We start from the raw sequence: 3,710 nt of genomic DNA, 5'->3' as shown, positions 1-3,710 counted from the left end.
GCACCAAAGAGCCAGGTCGGCTTTCAGGCCGCCTCGGCGGCTGTGGCGGTAGTCGCCCCCTCGAGAGGCCGAGTGGAGGTTCTGCGCAGTGGGCAACCCGGCATGGATGCCGGGTTAGCCGCCCCCGGCCAGGGATGGCCGATGGCGGCGGGCCCACGGAGCAGGACCGGAGCGAGGGCATGCCGAGCCATAGCGAGGCACCGAACGAAAGGGGCAAAAGCGCTTTGGTTACTTTCCGCCGGGCCGCGCAGGCTTTTCGAAAGTGACTCGCCGTAAGGGCGAAACCAATAGCCGCCATCACCGCAGCAACGGATATACCCCCACCCAATCCCAAAAACCTCCTCAACATCACACTCGAACAGCAGTTTTAAGGCCCCACCCGTCGGCAAAAGTCTGGATAAATCGCATCAAGGTCGCTATCGGGACAGTGCTGACGGTTTAAGTTGGCAAGATTGACTCACCCACCCTCACCCCCACCTTGGGGAAACACGGTCATATTTATGTCATGTCAGGTCCGCAAGCTCGGACCTGTCCGCCAACAACAGGTTGATAACAACAAGGACGACCACATGCCCACACAAAACCCGCACCGTAACCTCGGTTTGTGCACCTCCAGCAAGGTCTACAACGCCCTGACCGAACTCAAGCACCTGGAAGGTCATCGCAGCGCCAAATTTCTTTCGCTACTGGCCGAAAACCTGGTGCGAAAAGGCCTGCTCAACGAACAGGAAGTGGTCCACATGCTGGACCTGGTGGTCGACTGACCGACAGACGGTCGTTTGCACCCGCTGCCGTCAATGTCGACTATCGAAAGCGATGATTGTTCGTTCGCGCAGCAGACCCGTAAGGTAGCTCCATAGATTGATGGAGGTACTTATGTCCCAGGTTCAAATCATGTCCGTTATTGGCAGCGCCGTTCCCGCCTCGCTTAGAGAGCTGGGATTGCTCGCCTGTTGGTATCTGGTCCAGGACGGTGAACAAATCAGCGGTCCGCTGCCATCGCTGACCGCCGCCAAGGCACTGTCACAGAGCTTCGACGCCGGCCGACTCAGCGCTTAAGGCAACTGCACCCGCGGTTTGGTTTCCATGAAAATCGCCCAGCTCGACATAAACAGCGCGGCGATCAACGGTCCGATGACAAAGCCATTGAGCCCGAAAATCGCCAGGCCGCCGAGGGTCGAGATGAGGATCAGATAGTCCGGCATCTTCGTGTCCTTGCCCACCAGGATCGGGCGCAGCACGTTGTCCACCAGGCCAATCACGAACACCCCGAACAGCCCCAGCACCACGCCCTGCCAGATCGCCCCGCTGAACAGGAAAAACGCGGCCACCGGCGCCCAGACAATCCCTGCGCCGACCGCCGGCAACAGCGACAGAAACGCCATCAACACCGCCCAGAGCAACGAGCTCGGGATGTCCAGAAACCAGAAAATAAAACCGCCCAATGCGCCTTGAGTGATCGCCACAAAAAGGTTGCCCTTCACCGTGGCACGCACCACGCGGTTGAACTTGAGCTGCAAACGGCGTTTCTGGTGTTCTTCCAGCGGCACGGCGGCGCGCACTTTGCGCGCCAGTTCTGCTCCGTCGCGCAAAAAGAAGAACAACAGGTACAGCATGATGAAAAAACCCACCACGAAATCAAACGTACCCTGACCGAAACTGAAGGCTTTGTTGGCGATGAACTCATTGCCCGTCACCGCACTCTTGATGATTTTCTCCCGCAGCCCCTCCAGCTCACCGATCCCGGCGCGATCGAGCAAGTGCTGGAAGTACGGAGGCAGGCTGTGTTTGAAATGCGTGATGTACCCCGCGATGTCCAGCTCGCCGCTTTCGATGCTCTTGTAAAGCGCCGCCCCTTCCTGGACCAGCAGAATACTGAGGATGATCACCGGCAGGATCGCAATGACCATGCAGATGCTCAACGTCAGCATTGACGTCAGGTTGCGCTCCCAGCCGAACTTCAGTTGCAGTCGCCGCTGCAACGGCGCGAAGAGAATGCCGAGGATCACCGCCCAGAACACCGCGCCGTAGAACGGCAGCAAAATCCAGATAAACGCGGCGGTCACCAACCCCAGCAAAATCACCAGTGATTTGTCTTGTACCTTCTCTTCGTTCATGTCCGATCCATGTCAGTCCGCAGGGCACAGGCCCTTGTACCAAGAGCCGTCCTGATGCTTAGTCCGCCACGGTTCGCGCGAGTGCCATCCGTTTGTTCATCAAGCATAGATCCAGATCAATGAATGCCACGGGCATGCCGATTATCCTCGCCGGCTTTTGCGATCGACCCGCCCATGACCCTTTTCACACCTGAGCTGCTCGCCCCCGCCGGCACCCTGAAAAACATGCGTTATGCCTTCGCCTATGGCGCCGACGCGGTGTACGCCGGTCAGCCTCGCTACAGCCTGCGGGTGCGCAACAACGAGTTCGATCACGCCAACCTCGCGCTCGGCATTCGCGAGGCCCAGGCCCAGGGCAAGCGCTTTTACGTGGTGGTGAACATCGCCCCGCACAACGCCAAACTCAAAACCTTCCTCAAGGACCTGGAGCCGGTGATTGCCATGGCACCGGACGCGCTGATCATGTCCGATCCGGGCCTGATCATGCTGGTGCGTCGGCACTTCCCGCAGATGCCGATCCACCTGTCGGTGCAAGCCAACACGGTCAACTGGGCGAGTGTCGAGTTCTGGCAACAACAAGGCTTGAGCCGGATCATCCTGTCGCGGGAACTGTCCCTGGAAGAAATCGCCGAAATCCGCCAGCAAGTGCCCGCCATGGAGCTGGAAGTATTCGTCCACGGCGCGTTGTGCATGGCCTATTCCGGCCGCTGCCTGCTGTCGGGCTACATGAACAAACGCGATGCCAATCAGGGCAGTTGCACCAATGCCTGTCGCTGGAAGTACTCGGCGCAAGAAGCCACGGAAAATCTGCTCGGCGACATCGTGCAGACCTTCCAGCCCGAACCGACGCTGGGGATCGGCGCGCCCACCGATCAAGTATTCCTGTTGCAGGAAGCCAACCGCCCCGACGAACTGATGCCGGCCTTCGAAGACGAACACGGCACCTACATCATGAACGCCAAGGACCTGCGCGCCGTGCAGCACGTCGAGCGCCTGACGCAGATGGGCGTGCATTCGCTGAAAATCGAAGGCCGGACCAAATCTCACTTTTACTGCGCGCGCACCACTCAGGTTTACCGCCGGGCGATCGACGATGCGGTGGCCGGTCGCGACTTCGACCGGGGCCTGATGACCGATCTGGAATCCCTCGCCCAGCGCGGTTACACCGAAGGTTTTCTGCGTCGTCACGTGCATGACGAATATCAGAATTATCAGAACGGCAGCTCAGTGTCGGAGCGACAGCAATTTGTCGGTGAATTGACCGGCGAGCGGCGCGACCGGCTGGCGGAAGTCAAAGTGAAGAACCGTTTTGGCCTGGGCGATCACATGGAACTGATGACGCCCAAGGGCAACTTCCACTTCGATTTGCATCAGTTGCAGAACGTCAAAGGCCAACCCATCGATGTGGCGCCGGGGGATGGGCACACCGTGTACCTGCCGATTCCGGATGCGGTGGATTTGCGCTTCGGGTTGTTGATGCGGGATGTGCGCGAGATGTGATCTTCGATCAACACCGCTATCCCCAAAACACCGCAACCTCTGTAGGAGCCGGCTTGCTGGCGATCCATGCGACGCGGTCTGTCAAATGAACCG

At 59.1% G+C, this 3,710-nt stretch carries 4 protein-coding genes; 3 read left to right on the top strand and 1 reads right to left on the bottom strand.

Annotation, left to right across the window (positions count from 1 at the left end; genetic code table 11):
• Nucleotides 1-569: 569 nt before the first annotated feature.
• Nucleotides 570-764, top strand: coding sequence for a hypothetical protein (locus KGA97_RS29195; RefSeq protein WP_008033677.1), 195 nt, complete (start codon nucleotides 570-572; stop codon nucleotides 762-764).
• 112 nt (nucleotides 765-876) lie between these two features.
• Nucleotides 877-1,059: a hypothetical protein gene (locus KGA97_RS29190; RefSeq protein WP_008033676.1), complete on the top strand. Its 183-nt coding sequence runs from the start codon at nucleotides 877-879 to the stop codon at nucleotides 1,057-1,059.
• On the opposite strand, the gene KGA97_RS29185 is transcribed toward KGA97_RS29190, so the two are convergent.
• Nucleotides 1,056-2,117 (bottom strand): AI-2E family transporter, encoded by a 1,062-nt coding sequence (locus tag KGA97_RS29185; protein ID WP_008033675.1) that lies wholly within the window; start codon nucleotides 2,115-2,117, stop codon nucleotides 1,056-1,058. The genes KGA97_RS29190 and KGA97_RS29185 overlap by 4 nt on opposite strands.
• Nucleotides 2,118-2,291: 174 nt before the next feature.
• Between KGA97_RS29185 and yegQ the strand changes: the two genes are divergently transcribed.
• Nucleotides 2,292-3,617 (top strand): tRNA 5-hydroxyuridine modification protein YegQ, encoded by a 1,326-nt coding sequence (gene yegQ, locus KGA97_RS29180; protein ID WP_008033673.1) that lies wholly within the window; start codon nucleotides 2,292-2,294, stop codon nucleotides 3,615-3,617.
• Nucleotides 3,618-3,710: the final 93 nt, after the last annotated feature.

It is taken from the genome of Pseudomonas sp. BF-B-15, from assembly GCF_019946675.1.
Classification (GTDB): Bacteria; Pseudomonadota; Gammaproteobacteria; order Pseudomonadales; family Pseudomonadaceae; genus Aquipseudomonas; species Aquipseudomonas migulae.
Note: the sequence above shows the minus strand (reverse complement) of the source record. Positions and strands in the feature narration are given on the sequence as shown.

What these genes read in the sequence shown, in the direction of transcription:
- KGA97_RS29195 (WP_008033677.1), top strand. Translation starts at nt 570, where the DNA reads ATGCCCACACAAAACCCGCACCGTAACCTCGGTTTGTGCACCTCCAGC.
- KGA97_RS29190 (WP_008033676.1), top strand. Translation starts at nt 877, where the DNA reads ATGTCCCAGGTTCAAATCATGTCCGTTATTGGCAGCGCCGTTCCCGCC.
- KGA97_RS29185 (WP_008033675.1), bottom strand. Translation starts at nt 2,117, where the DNA reads ATGAACGAAGAGAAGGTACAAGACAAATCACTGGTGATTTTGCTGGGG.
- yegQ (WP_008033673.1), top strand. Translation starts at nt 2,292, where the DNA reads ATGACCCTTTTCACACCTGAGCTGCTCGCCCCCGCCGGCACCCTGAAA.